General features: G+C 46.6%; 17 protein-coding genes and 2 pseudogenes. 8 read left to right on the top strand and 11 right to left on the bottom strand.

What is annotated here, in order from left to right; translation table 11 throughout:
- Positions 1 to 146: 146 nt before the first annotated feature.
- On the bottom strand, positions 147 to 1,643 hold the full coding sequence (locus MKY82_RS26020) for a monooxygenase (RefSeq protein WP_339294699.1): 1,497 nt from the start codon (positions 1,641 to 1,643) through the stop codon (positions 147 to 149).
- 24 nt (positions 1,644 to 1,667) lie between these two features.
- Positions 1,668 to 2,069, bottom strand: a complete 402-nt coding sequence (locus MKY82_RS26015; RefSeq protein ID WP_194544169.1) for a RidA family protein — start codon at positions 2,067 to 2,069, stop codon at positions 1,668 to 1,670.
- A gap of 233 nt (positions 2,070 to 2,302) precedes the next feature.
- Here MKY82_RS26015 and MKY82_RS26010 point away from each other — a divergent pair, with 233 nt between their 5' ends.
- Positions 2,303 to 2,779, top strand: coding sequence for a MarR family transcriptional regulator (locus tag MKY82_RS26010; protein ID WP_339294698.1), 477 nt, complete (start codon positions 2,303 to 2,305; stop codon positions 2,777 to 2,779).
- A gap of 98 nt (positions 2,780 to 2,877) precedes the next feature.
- Positions 2,878 to 3,801: an alpha/beta hydrolase gene (locus MKY82_RS26005; RefSeq protein ID WP_339294697.1), complete on the top strand. Its 924-nt coding sequence runs from the start codon at positions 2,878 to 2,880 to the stop codon at positions 3,799 to 3,801.
- Positions 3,802 to 4,015: 214 nt separating this feature from the next.
- On the opposite strand, the gene MKY82_RS26000 is transcribed toward MKY82_RS26005, so the two are convergent.
- The 4 genes and pseudogenes from MKY82_RS26000 to MKY82_RS25985 form a co-directional block, all read right to left on the bottom strand.
- The gene (locus MKY82_RS26000; protein WP_339294696.1) at positions 4,016 to 5,170 is read right to left on the bottom strand and encodes an epoxide hydrolase family protein; all 1,155 of its coding nucleotides are present in this window, start codon (positions 5,168 to 5,170) and stop codon (positions 4,016 to 4,018) included.
- Positions 5,171 to 5,327: 157 nt separating this feature from the next.
- Positions 5,328 to 5,450: pseudogene (locus MKY82_RS25995) on the bottom strand (SDR family NAD(P)-dependent oxidoreductase); the annotation flags it as partial.
- A 41-nt stretch (positions 5,451 to 5,491) separates the two neighbouring features.
- A complete protein-coding gene (locus tag MKY82_RS25990) occupies positions 5,492 to 5,794 on the bottom strand; it encodes a Dabb family protein (protein WP_220684141.1) in 303 nt (100 codons plus the stop codon).
- A gap of 27 nt (positions 5,795 to 5,821) precedes the next feature.
- On the bottom strand, positions 5,822 to 6,391 hold the full coding sequence (locus MKY82_RS25985; protein WP_339224583.1) for an NAD(P)H-dependent oxidoreductase: 570 nt from the start codon (positions 6,389 to 6,391) through the stop codon (positions 5,822 to 5,824).
- A 193-nt stretch (positions 6,392 to 6,584) separates the two neighbouring features.
- Between MKY82_RS25985 and MKY82_RS25980 the strand changes: the two genes are divergently transcribed.
- On the top strand, positions 6,585 to 7,463 hold the full coding sequence (locus MKY82_RS25980) for a helix-turn-helix transcriptional regulator (protein ID WP_339294695.1): 879 nt from the start codon (positions 6,585 to 6,587) through the stop codon (positions 7,461 to 7,463).
- 213 nt (positions 7,464 to 7,676) lie between these two features.
- Here the strand turns inward: MKY82_RS25980 and MKY82_RS25975 are convergent.
- Together MKY82_RS25975 and MKY82_RS25970 are read right to left on the bottom strand one after the other, a co-directional pair.
- Positions 7,677 to 8,439 (bottom strand): annotated as a pseudogene (locus tag MKY82_RS25975) (SDR family NAD(P)-dependent oxidoreductase).
- Between the two features lie 204 nt (positions 8,440 to 8,643).
- Entirely contained in the window at positions 8,644 to 9,492 is an 849-nt protein-coding gene (locus MKY82_RS25970) for a helix-turn-helix transcriptional regulator (protein ID WP_339294694.1), read from the bottom strand.
- Positions 9,493 to 9,736: 244 nt separating this feature from the next.
- Between MKY82_RS25970 and MKY82_RS25965 the strand changes: the two genes are divergently transcribed.
- Entirely contained in the window at positions 9,737 to 10,537 is an 801-nt protein-coding gene (locus tag MKY82_RS25965) for an SDR family oxidoreductase (protein ID WP_339294693.1), read from the top strand.
- Positions 10,538 to 10,902: 365 nt separating this feature from the next.
- On the opposite strand, the gene MKY82_RS25960 is transcribed toward MKY82_RS25965, so the two are convergent.
- Positions 10,903 to 12,246, bottom strand: coding sequence for an MFS transporter (locus MKY82_RS25960; RefSeq protein WP_194544160.1), 1,344 nt, complete (start codon positions 12,244 to 12,246; stop codon positions 10,903 to 10,905).
- Between the two features lie 140 nt (positions 12,247 to 12,386).
- Here MKY82_RS25960 and MKY82_RS25955 point away from each other — a divergent pair, with 140 nt between their 5' ends.
- Complete coding sequence (locus MKY82_RS25955; RefSeq protein ID WP_194544159.1) at positions 12,387 to 12,989, top strand: TetR/AcrR family transcriptional regulator; 603 nt, start codon at positions 12,387 to 12,389, stop codon at positions 12,987 to 12,989.
- Between the two features lie 321 nt (positions 12,990 to 13,310).
- Here MKY82_RS25955 and MKY82_RS25950 read toward each other — a convergent pair whose 3' ends face one another.
- The gene (locus MKY82_RS25950; RefSeq protein WP_339294692.1) at positions 13,311 to 14,603 is read right to left on the bottom strand and encodes an FAD-dependent oxidoreductase; all 1,293 of its coding nucleotides are present in this window, start codon (positions 14,601 to 14,603) and stop codon (positions 13,311 to 13,313) included.
- Positions 14,604 to 14,752: 149 nt separating this feature from the next.
- On the opposite strand from MKY82_RS25950, the gene MKY82_RS25945 reads away from it, so the two are divergent.
- Together MKY82_RS25945 and ilvB are read left to right on the top strand one after the other, a co-directional pair.
- Positions 14,753 to 15,364, top strand: coding sequence for a TetR/AcrR family transcriptional regulator (locus tag MKY82_RS25945; RefSeq protein ID WP_194544157.1), 612 nt, complete (start codon positions 14,753 to 14,755; stop codon positions 15,362 to 15,364).
- An 867-nt stretch (positions 15,365 to 16,231) separates the two neighbouring features.
- Entirely contained in the window at positions 16,232 to 17,962 is a 1,731-nt protein-coding gene (gene ilvB / locus MKY82_RS25940) for a biosynthetic-type acetolactate synthase large subunit (RefSeq protein ID WP_339294691.1), read from the top strand.
- A 241-nt stretch (positions 17,963 to 18,203) separates the two neighbouring features.
- Here ilvB and MKY82_RS25935 read toward each other — a convergent pair whose 3' ends face one another.
- The gene (locus MKY82_RS25935; RefSeq protein ID WP_194544156.1) at positions 18,204 to 18,842 is read right to left on the bottom strand and encodes a TetR/AcrR family transcriptional regulator; all 639 of its coding nucleotides are present in this window, start codon (positions 18,840 to 18,842) and stop codon (positions 18,204 to 18,206) included.
- A gap of 182 nt (positions 18,843 to 19,024) precedes the next feature.
- Here MKY82_RS25935 and MKY82_RS25930 point away from each other — a divergent pair, with 182 nt between their 5' ends.
- A complete protein-coding gene (locus MKY82_RS25930) occupies positions 19,025 to 19,783 on the top strand; it encodes an SDR family oxidoreductase (RefSeq protein WP_194544155.1) in 759 nt (252 codons plus the stop codon).
- The last annotated feature ends 70 nt before the right edge of the window (positions 19,784 to 19,853 follow it).

Here is a 19,853-nt window from a genome sequence, read left to right as displayed (position 1 = left end):
ATTGGGGAGAGGGATTTAAGGAATCAAGTTTTATCCCAACCTGAGGATAAGAACTTGATTCCATTGACATAAAGGACGGTGCTTGTTCAATCATCTACAGACCTTACTGGGTCAGGGGGAGGCGGTCACACACCTCAAACGAATTACTAATCCGTAATGTTTCCGCACCAGCGAGTGATTCCTTCATTTATGGTTTGCATGGGATTCGGATCGGATAGAGGAATCGCCCAGGCAATATGTCCATCCGGCCGAATAAGTGCCGTGTGGACGTCATTCCAATCCGCGTCAGCCTCAGCCAAAGAGGCATGTACAACTTGAAGATGGCTATACGTTTCCCATTGGCCGCTATTCTGTTCATTAGAATGGAAATGCAACAGAAGAAAAGTACCTTTGTGCAGGAGCGGATAGGCGTTAATCAATTGCCCGTCTTTCAGCTTTAAGCTGAGATCCTTGAACCGTTTCCCATTTAAAGGATGGGAAGGCGCTTCTGCGTCGGATGCATAATGTACATCCATGGCGGAAACTTGTGCGGCGATTTGATAATTAGCCTCCGGTATTTGAATCAGATCAGCCAACATGCTTCGCAGTTCCGTGATGGGAGGAGTCACGTCCAGAAGCAGGGTTTGGACCTCGGTATTCCGGAGCAAGGCTGTATTCCATGGGAAACGTTCGGTATGATAACTGTCCAATAGCCAGTCCGGAGCCCAGCCTTTGATTGCTCCTGCAAGCTTCCAGCCTAAGTTCATCGCTTCTTGTAAGCCGACGTTCATTCCCTGTCCACCAGCCGGAAAATGAATGTGCGCCGAATCTCCGGCCAAAAACAATCGACCATTCCGATAGCGTCCCGCTTGCCGCGTCGCATTTCCGAAACGGGACATCCATATCACATCGTTCAATCCCAAGTCGCTTCCGGTCGTACGGATGAGCGATGAACGAAACTCTTCCAATGTAACCTTCTCATCCTTAGAGATGTTACGTCTCTCCATATCGATCATCAAGACTCGGTAGATATGATCATTGATTGGCATGATGCTGACCAATCCTTTTTCTGTAATCCGGGATATGACACTCATAGGAGCCAATTCAGATAGAACGGCATCCCCCAGAATAGCCGTGAAGGTCGCATCTGTACCTTCAAATGATATGTTTGCATGCTTGCGAACCAAACTTCTAGCTCCATCCGTACCTACCACATAAGCTGATCTTAACGTTGTTTCTCCATGAGGTCCCGCGATCTTAACGTCAACCCCATCCTCATTCTGGTGCACAGATAGAGCCTCAACCTCTCTCCGGACCTCTGCGCCAAGGCTAAGCGCCCATTCCTCCAGCACCTTCTCCGTCTCACTCTGCGGTAAAAAGAGGGTGTGATTGGAAGAAGAATCCAACACCGAGAAATCCAAGGGGGTTTCTAATCCGGCAAAATGTCCTCTCGAAAGTAAGCGGCCTTGACTGATTAATTGTGATTTCACTCCACGCATATCTAATATTTCAAGGGTTCGTGGATGGACGGTAAGCGCACGTGAATATGGAGTTGTCTCTTTTAATCGCTCAATGACGCAGACCTTTACACCGGCTAATGCCAATTCCCCAGCCAACATCATGCCGACAGGTCCGCCACCGATAAGGATGACTTCATATTTCATATAAATAACCTCTTTTCTTAAACATTATGGGAAGATCACGATAGCGTCTATTTCGATAAGCCATTCAGGATCGGCTAGTGCTTGAACGCCTATATAGGTACTTGCTGTCTTCGGCCAGTTAGGGCCAAACACATAAAATCCTGCATCAAAAATAATCGAAATCAATTCCGGATTGTGGTTTACCACAAATATATTCATCTTTCCAATGTACAATGGATCCGCTCGCACGGCTTCCAATGCATACTTAAGATTGGTGAACACTTGAACCGCTTGCGCGTAATAGTCCCCTGAACCGACCAATGCTCCTGTTTCATCTACAGAAACCTGACCTGAGATGAAGGCCAGTTTGGAGGCAGTAGTTACCACGACATGAGAAATTACAGATGTAACCTTATCCGTCAATGTCTTCGGATTCACGAGTTCCATTGGTAGGTATGCACCTCCTTCATTAATTATTGTTTCGTTAGAATCTTTTTATTGCTTGTTAAAAAGGGTATGATAAAAATTATATATAATTTTTGTTTCATATGAAACAATATCATTGTACTTATTTACTCTTTATCCTGTCAACACCAATCTTAATATGAGTATGATCGTTTGTTTCTCAGGAAACAATCTATGATATAATAAACAAATAAGTCGAGGGAGTCAGCATAATCATGGATACTGCCAGTAAGAACAAAACCGCCATTCATGAATTTTTCGTTCAGTTTCTTGAGCAAAAAGAGCAATATGAAACCCGAATAACTGCCACATACCTGGAGGATATCCGGAAGCATATTGAATCGGAATTCAGCTTGAATATGACGGAACTGCACACCATTGCGTGCATCGGAGAGCAGGAGCCGATCAATCTCACTTCCATCGCGGAGAGAATAAATTTAAGTAAAGGAAATACCTCCAAGATCGCAAATAAATTACTAAAGGCAGGTTGGGTGCGAAAAGCCCAGCTCAACGATAACAAAAAGGAAGTGTATTTTCGGCTAACGCTTGTCGGCAAAAAGCTATTTGCTGCTCATCATGAGCTTCATGCGAAGGAAAGGCAAAGAATGTACGAATTTTTGGAAAGTTATAACGAAAGCGAGCTCGAATTTATTAAACGGCTGTTTGGAGATATGGTTGACTTCTATCGCTGACGTACCTCAATAAGGTTAAGAGAAAGTCGCTCGTTTCCCGACAGGGGAACTGAGCGGCACTTATTAGTGTCAGTAATAGTTGGAGGTGTAGAAAATCAATGAACGTATTTTCTAAAGGAACAAAAATGGTATTTTTATTGCTCATTTTATTATTAACGATTACAGGATGCACCACCAAAATGCCTATATCTTCAAATGAAAATCAATCTCTATCTAATCAACCTCAAAATACGAAACCTGTAGAAAATGCTGTACCTGAAACACCAGTTGCCGAAGTGAAGAACATACCCCCAAACAAACCGGTTGAATATGATCCTGCCTGGCCGGATCGTTCGGTGAAGTCTTCTAACGGGCATCTTGTGAATAGTTGTGTTCCGGATGAGCTGCGCAATAAAGCAACTACATTAACAACCAGTGATGGGGTGTATCTGTCTGCACTTGTGCTAGGCAGTGGAGATAAAGGAGTCCTGCTTGCACACGAGCAAGGCTATAACATTTGCTCTTTTCTTGACATGGGAACTGAACTGGCTGACAGTGGGTATCTGGTTGTTATTCCTGAATATCGTAATCATGGCGCCTCACAGAATTTTCCGGAGGATAATCAGAATATAGATCGTGATGCAGATGCTGCCTTAAGTGAACTCAAACGATTGGGTGCAAAAAGAGTGTTTTTGGCGGGAGCATCATGTGGCGGTAGTACAGCAATCATTGCAGGCGTTCGTCAGGCGCTGCCTATTGAGGGGCTGATTATTCTTTCTTCTCCTGCACAATGTGGGCCCCTTGATTCAATTCCGAGCGTTGAGAAGATTAAAGCACCATCCATGTTTGTTTTTTCACCTGGCGATTATGGAGGCTCAATTGAAAAAGAAGTGCGCAAATTATATCAAGCATCCGGAGCCACGGATAAAGAGCTAATTGTGGATGAGAGTGGTTATCACGGAACAGATATGTACCATAAGGGAGAGCACGGTGATGCCTTAAAGTCTAAGCTTATTGACTTTGTTAAAAAGGTATTTAATTAAAGTAAATAACTTTTGTAACAAAACCGTGGTTGATAAGGATTGTCAATTAATCCGGTCAAAGGTGCCTTCAAGGTCAAGAGAAAGCCGCTCGTTTCCCGACAGGGGAACTGAGCGGCAACATGATGCAGGGTCAGGGGATGACCACGGTCCGTCTACTTTTCTTATTATCTACTAGACAGTGTATTTAGAATTATTTCGAAACGGTTCTGATTCACTAGCTTTTCGTTCTAAAAGGTCTGAAGAATGCGCGAATGTCATCGGCAAAAAGCTCTGGTTCCTCCAGAGCGGTAAAATGTCCGCCGCGGGGCATCGAAGTCCAGCGGGTTACATTCAGGTTGCGCATGGCCCATTCCTTGGGCGGCAACAGGATATCCGCCGGGAATAGGGCAAGGCCAGTCGGAACCTCGATGTAGCCGATTGGCGGCAAAGAATGCGCATTATCATAATACATATGCGCTGTCGATCCTATGGTGTTCGTCACCCAATATATCATAATATGCGTAAGGAGTTCATCCTCGCTGAATTTTTGCGCAAGATCGCCGTTACAATCGCTCCATGATCGGAATTTCTCCGTCATCCAACCGGCCAAACCTACGGGCGAGTCGGAAAGTCCATATGCAAGGGTTTGGGGGCGCGTCGATTGAATGGACATATAGCCGCCCTCCTGAGCCATCCATGCCGAAGCATTATTCTGGTATTGCTGCTCTTCTTCCGAAAGCGTGGCCTGATCAGATGAAGCTATGAGATCTCGGATAATCCCGATATCGGTCAGATGGATTCCGTATAACCGTTCGGGATGGTTTGCCGCCAGGTATCTGGTCACACCGGAGCCCATATCCCCACCGGCGGCAGCGAATTTACTGTAGCCTAATTCTTCGGTCATGAGCTTAACCCACATTTCGGCGACATGAAAATTGTTGACCCCGGGATGTTTAGGACGGCTGGAGAATCCAAAGCCAGGTAATGAAGGGACGATTACGTCAAAAGCGTCCTCGGGGTTTCCGCCATGGCTGGCCGGATCCGTAAGCAGCGGGATGATTTTTTGGTAACGCAGGTAACTGTCGGGCCATCCGTGAGTAAGAATCAGGGGCAAAGGGTTAGGACCTTTACCGCGTTCATGTACGAAGTGCACGTCGATCCCATCGATCTTGCAGCGAAACTGGGAGAAGCGGTTCAACTTGGCTTCTTGTGCGCGCCAATCATAATGGTCCCTCCAATACGAAACTAGCGATTTTAAGTAATTTAATTCCGTGCCCCGTTCCCAATTCGCATTTTCCAATTGATCCGGCCAGCGGATATGATGGATTCTGTATTGCAGATCGTTCAGGATTTCATCAGAGACCTGAATTTGAAAACGTTCAATAGTCAAAATGACTTCCCTCCTCTTCTTAATACATCGTCATTATATCCCTCAAGCTGGTGTGGTACACTGGCATAAATGAAATTTTTAACTATACTATTTGCAGGTGAATGCCATGCCGCAATCGCAAATAGCTGGTCGTAATCCGCTTCCGTAACATCGCTGAACGATTCGCAAAATTGATAACCGCCTTGGCGCCATGATTCGCTAAATACTCGGCAATGGTTCTGCCGATTCCTCTGGATGCTCCAGTGACCAGGGCAACTTTGCCGGCAAGCTTCTCATCCATTTCAGCAATCTCTCCTTTCTAATGTGTTTTAAAGGGGAGCATTAAGCAAACGGGTAATCCATAACGACGATTCCTTCAACAAACGGGCCGATGGATTGCAATAATCCTTGATGCAGGGGGTGCTGAATATACTCTCGGCAAGCCTGTTGATTCTCGAAAGTGACTCTGATTCCCAGCGTAAACCCCTGCATATGCTCTATTTCCTCCGTAACGTTAATCCCGGCGCTAAGCTCCACGATCCCCGGAATATTCCCTTTAAAGTCATATGCACGCTTTATTGCACTTTCTTTTACTTCAATAGGAACATCGGGCTTGAATTTCAATAGCACGATATGCTCAAACATCTTACTCCCTCCTAGTTTTCTTTCTGTTTATTTTTGACTTTGGAGCTGCTTCAATTGGGAGAGCTCTTTCATCCATTTCACGAAATTGTCGGTTACAAGATCAAGGTACTGAATGGTAGGTTCATCGGTCAGCTCACCCTTCTCGTTAAACTTCTCATGAACAAAACCAATGTACACTTCATTTCCAGGCAACAGAGGCGAGGAAATACCGGATGCGAACAGAATGTCACGCAGATGGCCCTGCGCTTTGACCGATCCCAACAATCCCATGGAAGATCCGACGATCCATGAGGGCTTTCCGATCATGACTCGATCCACGCGGGATAACCAGTCAATCGCGTTCGCCATGACGCCGGGAATGGTCGAATTATATTCCGGAGTGATCCATAACACCGCGTCGGCAGCAGCGACGTTCGCCTTAAAATCGATAACCGGCTGGGGCGGAACAGACTCGATATCCTGATCGTAAAAGGGGAGATCCCGAATGTTCAGCACATCCAACTGAAAAAGATGCTGATAACGGTTTTGAATATAACGGGCCAGCTTCAGGTTGTATGAATCTTTGCGAATGCTTCCGACTATGGCGGCTACTTTCATTTTCATCACCTCAATGATAGGGTCTGAATGGAGTTGAACAGGTGGGACCGATCATCACTGTCTATCCATTCTTGCTATTCCTCCTAAGGAGGACATAAACTAGTCTAAATGGACACGAAGAGGCTAGGAAGAGATCTAGTTATCGTAGGATTGGGAATCCTACGTTCATGAATAGGTAGGAGGTATGGAAGACATGGAAGACAGATTGGACCGTTATGAGGAATTGTCCCGTTTTTTGCGTTCACGCCGTGAACGAATAACCCCAGAGCAAGCAGGTTTGCCGGATTCCGGACGCAGACGAACACCCGGACTTCGTCGCAGCGAGGTAGCTCTGCTGGCAGATGTGGGATTGGATTGGTACACCTATTTGGAACAAGGGCGTCATATCAACGTATCCGCTGAGGTGCTTGATCGAATAGCGAAAGTGCTTCGGTTAGATGAATCTGAACGCAGGCATCTGTACCATCTTGCCCGTAAACAATTTCCCTTGGCCGGTACGAAGCAACCCTCTAAGGTAACACCGGAACTTCAACGTTTTTTGGATAGCCAGAACCTTTCCCCTGCGAATGTCATGGATGCGCGCATGAACATCATTGCCTGGAATGAGGCCTACTGCGCATTAAATGGGAATCTTACGGTGATGTCGGATAGGGAGCGGAATTTGGTCTGGATGACGTTTACTTCTCCCCGTTTCCGCTATGCAAAGGGAGACCAATGGGAACTGCATGCTCGGCGAATCGTTGCCAATTTCCATGCCGGGTATGCCCGTCACGTCGACGATCCTTGGTGGTCCGAGCAGTTCGAGGCGCTTTCACAGGCTAGCAGGGAGTTTCGAGAATTTTGGGATTCCCACGAGGTTCTCGATGCTATGGATGCTCCTAAGACGCTGCATTGTCCGAAGCTCGGGATCTTGAATTTTGATCTGGTTTCATTTCATTACTTGAACGATTCTAATTTGACCGTTTCCATTCATGTTCCTCATCCAGATGGCACGGTGGATAAGATGCAGCAACTGTTAATCGATTATCAGAGCCAGCATTCAGAGCAGCTTGAATCTTCTCGAAGAGTTTAGTATAGGAAGGCAATCAGAAGTCTTATTCGGCATGAATCAAGACATCCGAGCGGATGTCTTTTAATCTTGTTCTATAGGTGAAACGGAGAACTGTATCATAAGTAACCGCAAGTTTTAAAAATGCTCCCCTTTAAGTAAGCAGGTTTAATAAATAAACCGACTACTTCAGAGGAGCATATCAGTTGCCGTGGATGTCGAATTCTTTGTTATCCTTTAAAATGGTTTTACCACATCATCTGAATCAGTGGAGTAAGCCAGCTCTTTCTGTGCTTCCAGAGCGGCCAGTCTGTCCAGCAGGGCAGCCCGGATTTGCTCATAGGCGTCACTGCCCAACGCCATACGTATCGGACCCTCTCCCTGGTCGACACGACGGATAATCTGCTGCGCCATTTTATCCGGATCGCCGACAACCATTTGATTGAACATATTCATATCTATACCAGGCAGTTCTCCCTTCATCAGGCTAACGAATCGGCCCGCCTCCGTATCCCGGTATTCGTCCATCCGCTCGCCGAATACGGCGTTGCTTGTAATGAAATTCGTTCGGATTCCGCCGGGCTCCACCATAGTGGTCTTAATATTGAACGGAGCCACTTCCTTAGCTAGCGCTTCAAAGGCTCCTTCGACCGCCCATTTCGAAGAGCAATACAGTCCCATACCCGGAATAGAATAATAACCCGCCATACTCGAAATCTGTACGATGTGACCGCCGCCCTGCTTGCGGAAAAAGGGCAGGACTGCACGCGCTGCACGCAGGGAGCCAAGCACATTGGTCATAAACTGATGCTCAATGCTTGTCGCTTGCTTCTTCCACTGCGCCATACAAGCCATAGGCTGCATTATTGACAAACACATCGATCGTGCCCAGTTCTGAAAATGCACGTTCCACGACTTCAGCAATTTGCTGAGGGTTTGTCAGATCTAAATTAGCCTGCCATAGCCCAGAGCCATACTGTGCCTGCAGATCATCCAGCACCCCCGGCTTGGTACCGTTGCGGCTACACGGTCCCCTCTATCAAGCAACCGGCGAGTTATACGTGAAGCCAAGCCTCCTGACGCTCCTGTAATGAACCATGTTTGCATACTAAATACCCTCCCAATCGTTGTCTTCCACTGAATCATACAAGCAACTGGAGGGTGCTAGCCACAGCACGCCTATTCTATTAACAGGAGTAACAGTCTACGGTAGCTGCCTGTCCTGCTCAAGTAAACGCAATAATCTCTCCTCCGTGCCTGAACCGGGCACCGGAACAAAGAAACACCAGTGCAGTCCCGGGTCATTATCGATTACAGCCGCGGAATGGAGCTCGAACTCCATCTCCTGTGCGTCAGGAACACGGAATAAAGCGGTGGCTACGCGTTTTTGTTTGATTTCATACAGCTCCCAGAAATGTACGAACTCTACGCTTTCCCGCGTCAAGCGTTCAAACCGTTCCATATATAACGGGTTGTTCTTGTAAAGATCGAAGCCTGTCCGCAGAACGGCTACAGAGTAACGGGCAGCGGCTTCCCAATTCACCAGTCTGTTGCGGTAATCCGGCTTTAAAAACATAATGTCCATCATATTCCGTTCGTTGTCCGGCAGACTGCCGAAATCGGCTACGATCAGTTCCGCTGCCCGATTCCAAGCGATAACATCCGTACCTTCGTCCGTGATAAAAGAAGGATAATGCAGTTGATTTACGATTTTCTGCAGAACTCCCGTATCCGGTCCACCGTTATTTGGCACTGTGACGACGCTCGCCACATCTACATTGGCCAGATCGAATAGATGCTTCTGCTCGTCATCGTCAAGCTGAAGCGCTTTGCTGATACTTAGCAGCACTTCCGGCGAAGGATTAACCTCTTTGCCTTGCTCCAGCCAGGCATAGTAAGTCACGCTTATATTGGCAAGATAAGAGACTTCTTCTCTTCGAAGTCCCGGAGTGCGTCTTCGTCCGGGCAGCGGCTGAATCCCGGCCTCTGAAGGCTGCAACCGTTCTCTGCGCGATTTAAGGAAGTCACCCAATGCGGATGAGGAACGATTCATTTTCAAGTGGGTCACCTCTATTTACTCATATGGAAGATACATATCGCTATTAACCAAATAGACCAAAAGCACTCTATACATGATTATTATAATCTTTGTTGAATGCCGTTTCTACAAAAGAGAACCATAACGAGTACCGAGGCTATTAATCCCGCTAATAGTATAAACATGATGTGGTTAACCCATGCCTATCGACAGTACGATGAAGATAAGTCAGTTAGGTTCTAAATAGGAGGTTTTTTTCTTGATCAAGTATACTTATCGTAACAAGCTAGCAGTAGTCACCGGTGCTTCATCCGGAATAGGGAAAGCGTATGCCAACGAACTGGCGGCACAAGGCTGTCATGTTGTTCTGGCAGCGCGCTCCAAGGACAAACTGGATTCAATGGCCAAGGAAATCAACCGCCAGTATGGCGTACAGGCTTATGCACTCGCTTGCGATTTGTCCAAAGCGAACGCCTCGCGCCAATTGGCCAAACAAATTTCCGAACTGGGCTTGTCCGTGGATATTCTCATCAACAACGCAGGCGTTGGCACCTATGGCCGTTTCGAAGAAATAGACCCGGAGCGCGAGCAGGAGGAGATCATGCTGAACACGGCTGCGTTAGTCGATCTTACGCATCGGTTGCTGCCCGATATGCTGAGGCGAAAGGACGGAGTCATCGTTAACGTGGCATCGATGGCCGCGTTCATGCCTTGTGCTTATTCAGCCGTTTATGGGGCTACCAAAGCATTTGTATTATCCTTCTCCGAGGCGCTATGGGCAGAAACGCGCGGGAGAGGCGTTCGCGTGCTCGCACTGTGTCCAGGTGCAACCGAGACGGGGTTTTTCGATGCGGTCGGCAGTGAGGAAATGGGGGCGGGCCAAAAGCTCTCGACCCCGGAGAAGGTTGTACAGGCCGGATTTCGCGGGATTGATCAAGGACGCAGCTATATCATCGATGGCCGTAACAATTACCTTATGGGTCAAATGATTCGATTTTTGAGCAGGCGCAGGGTAGCCTTGTTCATGGAACGCATGTCAAGGCCAAAAAGACACGGATAGCGGGATCCGGTTCTTTTGAGGATCTACAGTAAAACGAATTTAGCGGTAATATTGTTTGCATGGTGTGACTTTGATGTATCTGTACAGTAAGGTGCGAATCAGCCAGAGTATGACATTGTCCATAGTGCAGGGTAACAGAATGCTCAAAGTGTCGGATAAAGGAAAAGCCCCTTGCGCTATTGGTTCAGCGGAAGGGGTTAAGCTTAAAAAATGCTATTCGGTCTCCTCGTTGAAGGCGAGCTCGACGCTGCCGATGTGCTTCCTGTCGTCCAGCGTGATCCTCTTCACGATCAGGTGCATTAGGGTCTTGCGCTGCGGGAAGGCCTTTTTGATACGTTCCTACCTACACTGGGATATCCCTAAATTCACCTTAAGCCATTGGCCGGATGCCTGTTCAGATCATCTTGGGAATTATCTGCTCGCGTTGCGAGTATTAGAAAAATGCCGATAACTGACATAACGATGACAATGATAAAGGAGATTGTAAAGTTAGTATTGAAGGATAAAAATCGACTTAAAATAGAAGGACCAAATGCACCTCCTAAAATACTTAAAAGCGTGAAGAGTCCCATCCCGATACCAATCTCCGTCTTTTTCAAGGTCGATGGCACAACATTGGCAGCGGACGATACTAATGTGGTATAGCCGAGCGCAAAGATGAACATGACGATCCCAATGCCGATGGGCATGTCTTGCAAAACCGCCATAAGCAGTGCTCCCAGAATCATAAAACCATGACCAGCTAGGATAATGATCCTGCCATTGTACTTGCGAGAAAGTGCTCCCATGTAAGGGCCGAACAACGAACCAATCAGTGCGCCTGGGAACATGACGATGCCGATCAGGCTTGCTTGCAAGTTACCGCCCTGTTTTAGAACCAAGGGCAATAAAAATAAAGCGGCCGGATATGCAGATGTGCCTGCAAATACAGAGAGCAAGGAATTTCTGTAGTTTTTGTTAGCGAGTAAAGAGATGGTGATAAAAGGTGCGTTCTTCCCGCGTATGTGGAATGAAAACGCAATAAGCATCAGGACAGCAATTATTAAAAGATAAGGATTTAGGCTGATACCTAGTACCAGAATGCCTACTGCCAAGGAGAATAATATAGCTCCTAAGACATCGAATTTCTCCCCTTGTGCAACATTAGTAGGGAAGTGTTTCACAACAAATGGGATAATAAATACGATCAAGAGAGAAACAACAAAAAGACCGTGCCAACCAAACAGTTGAATAATAAATCCACTGAGGACCGGGGCTACTCCGCCCATCAGCGCGAAAGTAGTAGACACAAGGCTTAATGCTTTGCCTCTGTTCTCGGGTTTGAAATATTTAGGCGGAACTACATACGCTAGGGAGGGAATAGCCGCAGCACCAGCTGCTTGAATAATTCTTGCGGTTACAACGGCCGGAAAAGAGCTCGAAAAAACCCCCATTAGCGAACCCAGAGTGAAAAGGGCTATCCCTATTAGTATTAATGACCGTGCAGAGAAACGGTCGGTAAGCTTTCCATACGTACCCGAACCTGCTGCTAGTACAACTGCATACAGCGTCGTTACCAGACTGCTTTCGGAAGTGGACAGATGCAAGTCTTTAATAATAAATGGAACAGCAATATTGAACATATAGACATTCATCGTGGCCAATGATGAGGCAATTAATAATAGGGCCAGTAATGCTTTTTCGTTTATAGGTTTTGCGATAGAATCCATCCTCAATCTCCTTCGACCATAGTTCTGTTGAATTTGCACTAAATTTAGATTAATATTAAACGGAGAGCTCTCCTCTTTATATTAAGCGGAGAAGTCTCCACATGTCAATATGAACCAAGTTTAGTATTAGGGGTGTTAACATGTCTGAGGAAATCAAGGTAATTCAGTCGCGAATTGAACGACGTGATGCCGCCGAGAATCGTCAACGAATATTGGTCGCAGCCCATAAACTTTTTGAGCAGAACGGCGTGGACCAGGTAAGTATGAACCAGATCGCAGCGGAAGCCCAGATAGGTCCGGGCACCCTATATCGTCGTTATGCCAATAAAGGTGAATTGTGTTTGGATTTAATAAAAGACAGTGTCCTTCGGTTCTTCGAAGATATTGAGCAGTATCTATTGCAGCATCAGCAAGAGCCGCCGGATCAACGGTTAAAAGGAATTCTCAAAATTTACATGCCTTTCATTGAGAAGAAAGCACAACTGTTAACAGGAGGCAAGGGATCTGCGTCAGCTAAGCGACTTCCGTATCAATCACAGAATCCGCTCTATAACAAAATGCATCAAATCGCAGTCGAGTTATTCGATGAGATGGCAACAGCGGATCATCCAAGCCCAAATAGTATATTCAAAGCAGATATGCTGCTGATCGCCATAAGTATTGATTCATATTTTTATCAAAGGGATGTTCGTGGCTATTCACCCGATGAAATTTTGGAACACCTTTGCTCAACATTCATTTAAAGGGGTTTGATGCAGTTTATAATCTGGATGATCTTCAGCGAAAAAAAATACTTTACGAAGCAAATTAGTCACAAACGAATTTACTCTCAACGCATGCCATGCTCGTTTTTGCTTGCATGAACCTCAAAAAGTTAGCCACCTGGCTCTGGAAGTCAGGTGGCCAAGGCCGGCGGTTCAATGGAATTTTCTTTTCATAGCTTTCAAAACAAGACAAACTCCTGAGTTCTATTCGGAACAAAGGAGTTTGTCTGCAATCTGAGAGATTTTCCTTATATTTGAACATCTCTTTTTACATTCTCATTGGTGTGAAATGAAAGTCTGTTACATAAAATTCTCTTGTAGTAATGCTTTTAATCCTGCTGTATTTATTACATTCCATGGTGTGTTTAATTCTGGCTGAAAGAAGAAGTCGGCATAGGCCAATTGTTCTAATGTGCATCCGGTTTGAATCGCAAGGGAGACCGTATTGATATTAGCAGTCAAATCAACTTCAGACATGATTTGTCCCCCTAAAATCTCTAAAGTTGTTGGATCGTAAACCAGTTTGAACATAACGGTCGACTCCGGAGAAAACAGGGCTGTTTCTTGTTCCAAGTAGACGGATTTTATTTCAATGCCAAGCTTTTTTGCCGTTTTATCATTCAAACCAACTGTAGCGAAATAATAATCGAAAATATGCGCACCTGAAGAGCCTTGAACACCAGGAAGCGGATGAATGGCTTCGAATAAGTTTTTTACTGCATAATGTGCTTGACGACGCGCGTTGGTTCCTAATGAAACATTCATCCGCATTTTCCCGGGATTGTACCAAACCGTTGTTGCATCCCCAATGGCAAAAATATCGGGATAACTTGTACGCATGTATTCATCTGTTTTAATTCTGCCATCCGGCAATAATTCCACTGCGCCTCGCAACCATTCCGTGTTGGGACGATTGCCTGCAGACAAGATGACCAGGTCAGCTGAATAGGTGCCTTTTGCAGTTACAACCTCGATGACTCTATCATTTTCATCACCGACAAACTCGATGATCGAGTTGCCTAGTGCCATTTGCACATCTCGATCTTTCATTTCTTTTTCAAGTACATCCGTAAATTCTTGATCTAAATAGGAGCTTAAAGGACGATTGTTGATGTCCATTAACGTAACTTTTTTCCCTGATTCGGCAAATAATGAAGCTGCTCCAGTCCCAATGTATCCTGCGCCAACAATAACAACGTTCTTGATATCTGGATCTGCAGCGTGTTTTCTCATATTGAATATGTCTTGTCGACTGCTCATCGTACCGATGTTTTTAAAATGATGTCCAAGAACAGGAAGAATAAATGGCTTTGCACCTGGACTTAAAATTAACTTGTCATAATCCTCCTTTCGTGTCTCCCCTGTCGCATGATTGAATATTTCCACTTGATGTTTGCCAGGTTCTACTTTAGTTATTTCAGTGTTGCCGAAGATGGATACTCCTTGTTGTTGAATGGATTCAAGCTCCTTGGCCGAAGTGGAGGAGAAGTCTCCTTTGTCATACCATTGAACGTTCGCTTTCGGACACATCAATCGTAACGCTTCAACCGCTTCAATACCCCCGTGCGATGCTCCTAAAACAATAACTTTCATGATTACCTCTCCTTTAAATACATCACTGTATCTAATTTTATAATTAGGATACAGTAGTGTATCTTAAAAGTCAATTAGATACATACATGGATCTTATTTATTTAAGATACAGTTTGCTGTATAATGAACGTACAAGGAGAGAAAGAGTGATGACGGAATCAAATAAAAGCCGCCGCCGCGGCGACCAACTACAAAATGATATTTATGCAGCAACGTATCGTCTGCTGGAGACGGAAGGGTACAGCGCGATTAATTTTGCGCGTATTGCTCGTGAGGCGAATACCAGTCGTTCCGTGGTTTATCGTTATTGGGATACTCCGTTTGATTTAGTGTTTGCAGCTGTCCAACAACGGATGCAACAATCGGAAGAAAAATTCAAGAATTTGGATTTTGACGAAGGCAGTCTCCGTGATCATTTAGTATCTGTTGGTCAGCATTTTATTTTGGAGTCCGACCAAGGACCGTTTAGATTATTTAAAATGCTGTTTTCCGAGATGATTAACCAGCAGGAGCGAGAACGGACAAGCCAGATGTTGGCCGAAGCAACGGCTTCCAATATTAAGATTATGGATTACGTTCTTCAACAGGCCGTACAACGGGGAGAAATCACAAAGCTCCCACCTAAAGCGACCAAACTCATTCTTTTTGAGCAAATTCGTTATACGTTTTTGCTTGAAAATGGATGGGTGTCGCATCAGAAATTGGAAGAGATTGTTGATCATGTGGCGTTGCCGGCAATTTTATATTTTTCGAAACCTTGAATACTCATCTGGAGCATGAAGAGGTTAAACTTAACGGGTACAAGAACTCAATAAATATAACATGAGGAGGTTACAGTGGATCGATCGGCGACCTCGCTCTGCTTATGGGCAGGATTACTTGATCTAGTTGCTGTTGCCTCGCTTTGAGGTGAGATAAATCATTCGGTTTGAAAAAAAGCCGAGTCTGTGCTATTATCAGAAAAATCCAAATATAGCGAAGAAGAGAAGGCTATGCAATAGCGTTTATGTCCAGAGAGCAGAGGGATTGCTGAAACCTCCGTCGTAACGCATGTATAGTGTCGTCTCGGAGCTGTTGACTGAACGTAGAAGGCGTGATAACACGCCCGTAAGTAGGATCAACCGGCCTGGCATCCGTTAACATGCTGCAGGTAAAGCATCGGCTTTACCTCATGAGACTGCAATTGCGAGGTTGCAGTAAACTTGGGTGGTACCGCGATTCCCCTTTCGTCCCAAGGCTTCTAGCAGCTGCTATGAGCCTTGGGAAGGAAGGGGTTATTTGTTTCATACCAGCAGGCGATGAAGAGAAAGCCGACAATGGCGCTTATGCCCAGAGAGCAGAGGAAACGCTGAAACCTTTGCCTTAACCCCTTGTATGGTGTCGTCTCGGAGCTGTTAACCGAAAGCGGCTGGTCTCATGCCATGCCCGAAAGTAGGCTTAACCGAAATGGTGCTCGTTAACGCGCCGCAGGTAAGGCATCGGCCTTACCTCATGAGGCTGCATTCGCGAGGGTGGCAGCAAACTTGGGTGGTACCGCGAAAAAATCCCCTTTCGTCCCTGTATGAGCTGACTGCTGTCAGCTTGCTTAGGAGGAGAGGGGATTTTATTTTAACGAAGGAGGCTGCCCGATGGAACAGCAATTAGGAATGACAAATGAAACAACGACGTCATCAGAGGAATATATCACCGGTTCGGAGGTACTCTTACGCGGCTTGCTGCAGGAGGGCGTGGAGTGCGTATTCGGCTATCCGGGAGGAAATGTGCTCTACATTTACGACGCGATGGTACATCAGCCTGACTTCAAGCATATCTTGACCCGGCACGAACAAGGCGCAATCCACGCGGCGGACGGCTATGCCAGGTCGACCGGGAAGGTTGGGGTATGCATCGCGACATCCGGTCCAGGAGCAACAAATCTGGTGACCGGCATCGCAACCGCCTATATGGATTCGGTGCCGCTGGTGGTCATAACGGGGAACGTATCTACGACTGTCATGGGCACGGATGCTTTTCAGGAAGCGGACATTATTAGCATCACGATGCCGATTACGAAGCACAGCTACACGGTTCGCGATGTACACGACCTTCCTCGCATCATTCATGAAGCGTTCTACATCGCGAATACGGGCCGTAAAGGTCCAGTCTTGATCGATATTCCAAAGGACGTGACCAACCAGCGGATGGCATATCGTCCAGCGGACACGGTTCGGTTGCGCGGATACCATGGAGCCCCGGAGCCGAATCCGGCAGAAATCGATGCGCTGCTTCAGGCGATTGCGGAAGCGCGCAAGCCGGTTATTATCGCAGGCGGCGGCGTTGTCTATTCGAACTCTTCTCAGGAGCTGATCAAATTCGTTAACACTACGCGGATTCCGGTCGCGACGACCCTGCTCGGCCTCGGCGGGTTTCCGAGCGATGACGAGATGTGGCTTGGCATGCTTGGACATCATGGGGTATATGCGGCGAACATGGCGGTGCAGAATGCGGATCTCATTATTTCGATCGGCTCGCGTTTCGATGACCGGGTCACGATGAAGCTGGACGGGTTTGCGCCTCAGGCCAAACGTATCGCCCATATCGATATCGATCCGGCGGAAATCGGCAAGAACGTCAAGACAGATCTCGCGTGCATCGGCGATATTAAAAACGTGCTGGTTTATGCGAACACGAAAGCGCAAGCAGCTCAGACAGATACCTGGATCGAGCAGCTTCAAGAGTATAAGGTGCAGCATCCGCTTCGGTATACCGATTCGGATACTGTCATTAAACCGCAATATGTGCTCGAGATGATTAGCGAGACGACGCAAGGAGATGCGATCATCACAACCGATGTAGGCCAGCACCAAATGTGGACCGCGCAGTTTTACCGCTTTAAGCATCCTCGCTCACTCATCACGTCGGGCGGTCTTGGCACGATGGGCTTTGGCTTCCCGGCTGCGATCGGTGCTAAAGTCGGAAATCCAGATCGTCTCGTCGTCTCGATCAACGGCGACGGGGGCATGCAGATGTGCGCGCAGGAGATGGCGATCTGCGCGATTCATCAGATTCCGGTTAAGATCGTGGTCTTGAACAACCAGGTGCTCGGCATGGTTAAGCAGCAGCAGGAATTGATGTACGAACGACGCTACAGCCAGATTGATCTTTCCGGCAGTCCGGACTTCGTCAAGCTTGCGGAAGCATACGGAATCAAGGGATTAAGAGCAACGAACAAGGCTGAAGCCTCCAAGGTTTGGCTTGAGGCGCTGCAGACGACAGGACCTGTGCTCGTCGAGTTCGTCATCCCGACCAATGAGAACGTATACCCCATGGTGCTTGCCGGCACGCCGCTGGACCAAATGATTCTAGGGTACGACGAATAATTGCGTTGAAGAGAGTCGTACGCTTGGCCCCGCTCCCACGGGTGCTCAGGCATGGAACGCGGCGGGGATTGGCTGGTCCAGCTCCGAAAGTACGAAGTACAAATTCTGTTGAGGATATGTGCTAACTCATTAAGTTAACGGGGATGATAGTTCGGAAACATACGGCAGCCGGCAAGACGATCGGCTGCCGTTTCTGTTGAAGTAATGTAGTCCACAACGGAATCGGATATGGACGCTTCACTTATGAAATGCCTTGCAAAATATGAACGATCTTCGTTTCAATATTGGAATTGTCTATGATTTTCAGATATTCAGGTTTGAGCAATTGATACTGCTTCATGTAGTAGAAATCCATTATCGCTTGTTTCAAGGTGATATCATACTGAATCGAAAAGGACGGCTCGATAAAGCGTCGCAGCACAGCGTCATCTTGAACCATAAACAATACGGCATTCAATCTGTTGAAAATCTGTTGCTCCATACCGGATTCAAAAAAAGTTTGTAAGCTTTTATTCCGATTTTGTAGGGCAACGGACAGATTCTCAAAATGGTGCGGATAAAATTCCTTCAGGTCTTGCAAGAACAAATCAGAGATATACGCGGCACACATCAAAGATTGTAAAAATGTTAATTGAAAACGATCCAAAAAAGAGACGGAATCGTCTTTGACAACGGTGTCGGCCTTCTTCGAATAATCAATGTAATAATCAACGACTTGTTCGATGATGTCGTCTTTGGAGGAAAAATGCTTATATAGTGTCACTTTGCTGATATCCATATATTTTGCGAGATCGTCGACTTTCAGTTGGCTGAATTTTGTTTTTCTTATAACGGGCTTTATTTTTTCTACATATGTCTCTACACTCACGGCTTTTCTCACGGATAAGTGCCTCCCTTTAATGCCTCTCGAACTTATTATAACAAACTTGCTGCCTTTCATGTATTAAATTAATTAAATGAACAAAATTAATAAAATAAGTTTACTTATTAAATCTATTGCTATATAATCGGTCCTGTACCTAATCATCCGATTACGGATTAACCAAAGGGAGGACGATTCAAATGGAACCATTCAGTAAAGGCAAATTCGCTGACAAAAAGGTCGTGATCACGGGAGGCAGCAGCGGAATCGGCCTTGCGACGGCGAAGTTGCTAGTGGATGAAGGCGCACGCGTTCTGATTACTGGACGTACTCAGGCGACGCTGGACGCGGCTCGTGAACAACTCGGCAACAACGCAATCGCGGTCTTAAGCGATGCCGCTTCATTGAACGATATCGCCGCGTTAGCCGATCGAGTGAAGGCTGAGTTTGGAACAATAGATGCCCTGTTCGTTAACGCTGGTGTCACGGGGTTTGTCCCTTTCGAGGCAATGACCGAAGAAAAATACGACGAGATACTTACAATCAATGCCAAAGGACCGTACTTTACCGTGCAGAAACTCGCTCCGTTGCTAGGCTCAGGTAGCGGGGTAGTCCTTACCACCTCAATCGTGAACGTAGTGGGTCTCCCAATGCTCAGTGCTTACGCAGCTAGTAAGGCGGCGCTGCGCTCCATGACTCGAGGTCTGGCGCGCGAGTTATTACCTCGAAATATTCGCGTCAACGCAGTCAGCCCCGGCGTCATTGACACAGGTATCATGGAAAAGTCAATGCCGGAAGAAGCTGCCGAGCAGACAAAGGCACAGATGAGACAGCAGATCCCAATGCTGCGTTTAGGCGATCCAGTTGAGGTAGCCAAGGCGGTTGCATTCCTAGCATTTGAGGCCACCTATACCACCGGGGCAGAGTTCCCTGTCGATGGAGGCGGCTCCCAGATCTAAGCTCCTCCGTTCGCACACCTGACTCTTAAAGCGAGGGCAGGGGGCATAGCTTCACCTCATGACACCCTGC

It is taken from the genome of Paenibacillus sp. FSL W7-1279 (assembly GCF_037969845.1).
Lineage (GTDB): Bacteria > Bacillota > Bacilli > Paenibacillales > Paenibacillaceae > Paenibacillus_AQ.
The sequence above is the reverse complement of the archived record's forward strand: the minus strand, read 5'-3'. Positions and strand labels throughout refer to the sequence as shown.